A 1,505-nucleotide genomic window follows, 5' to 3' on the forward strand; every position below is an offset into this window, starting at 1 on the left:
GCAATGCCGCTCAGTTAAGGGGTCGGAGCGCTTGTCAAGCGGCGTGTTGCCAGACGAGGACGGCGGGGTCTCGGTATAGAGGTATGTCACTCGAAGACAGCCTCTGGACCGGGAGCCCCGCCGTTGGAACAGTGTGCCATCACTCGCACGATCGCGGTGGCTTCGGGCCGGTTCGCGCCGGGTCATCTGGGTGAGTTGACGCAGCAGGTGCCGTTCGAGATGGTCGATGCCGTCCTGGCGGAGTCGGGAGCGATGCAGTCCCGGGTGCGGGATCTGCCGTCGCGGGTGGTGGTGTATCTGCTGCTCGCGGCTGGGTTGTTCACCGACCTGGGTTACCGGCAGGTGTGGGCGCGGTTGGTCGCCGGGTTGGACGGGTTGGCGGTGGCGATGCCGACGTCCTCGGCCTTGGCCCAGGCCCGCCGTCGGGTCGGGGACAAGCCTCTCGTGGCGTTGTTCCGGCTGCTGGCGGGTCCACCGGCCGGGGCGGCCCGGTGGCGGGGTCTGCTGGTGTGCGCGATCGACGGCACCAGCATGTTCGTGCCCGACAGTGCGGCGAACCTGGCGGTCTATCCGCGTCAGGCCGGCACTCACGGCGGGTCTGGGTATCCGATGCTGCGGCTGGTCGCCGTCGTGGCCTGTGGCACCCGTGCCCTCATCGACGCGGTGTTCACCCCGATCAGCGTTGGAGAACTCGCGTGTGCGGGGCGTCTGCTGGGTTGCCTGCGTCCAGGCATGCTCCTGCTGGCCGATCGTGGTTTCGCCGCCCGCACGATGATCGAACAGTTCACGGGCACTGGAGCTGACCTGCTCATCCGCGACAAGGACGACCGGCGGCTACCGGTCATCCGCCGCCTTCCAGACCGATCATGGCTGTCCATGATCGGCCCCATGATCGTGCGGGTCATCGACGCCGAGATCACCGTGACCTGCGACGGGAAGCACCACATCGGCCGCTACCGGCTACTGACCACGCTGACCGACCACCAGAGGTTCCCGGCATCAGACCTGGTCACCCTCTACCACCAGCGGTGGGAGATCGAGACCTGCTACCTCGAACTGAAATCCACCACCCTGCACGGGCGAGTCCTCCGTGCCCGCACCCCGACCGGAATCAACCAAGAGGTCCACGCCGTGCTCGCCACCTACCAGACCCTGCGGCTGGCGATGGCCGACGCCACCGCCTGCCGTTCCACCACCAACCCGGACCGGGCCAGCTACACCATCGCCCTGAACACCGCCCGCGACCAGGTCATCCACGCCGCAGGTGTCATCGCCGACACCACCATCGACCTCGTCGGCGTCATCGGCCGCGCCGTCCTGACCGACCTGCTACCGGCACGCCGCGCCCGCGTCAGCCCACGCGTGACCAAACGCGCGATCTCCAAACACCGCGCCAAAGGCACCATCGACCGCACCAACTACCAGGCCACATTCAAGGTCAACATCGTCCCCACCGCAGGATTGACAACCGACCCACCGCCCTAACTACGCGGCATTGCCGCTAG

Annotated in this window: 1 protein-coding gene; it reads left to right on the forward strand. The window is 67.4% G+C overall.

Annotated elements, in window-relative coordinates; all coding sequences use genetic code 11:
* Positions 1–219: 219 nt before the first annotated feature.
* A complete protein-coding gene (locus AAH979_RS42935; RefSeq protein WP_346263860.1) occupies positions 220–1,485 on the forward strand; it encodes an IS4 family transposase in 1,266 nt (421 codons plus the stop codon).
* Positions 1,486–1,505 lie beyond the last annotated feature (20 nt).

The organism is Plantactinospora sp. ZYX-F-223 (assembly GCF_039649625.1).
GTDB lineage: Bacteria > Actinomycetota > Actinomycetes > Mycobacteriales > Micromonosporaceae > Plantactinospora.

Bases quoted from the DNA above. Each gene is read 5' to 3' on its own strand.
- AAH979_RS42935 (WP_346263860.1), top strand. From the start codon at position 220: ATGGTCGATGCCGTCCTGGCGGAGTCGGGAGCGATGCAGTCCCGGGTG.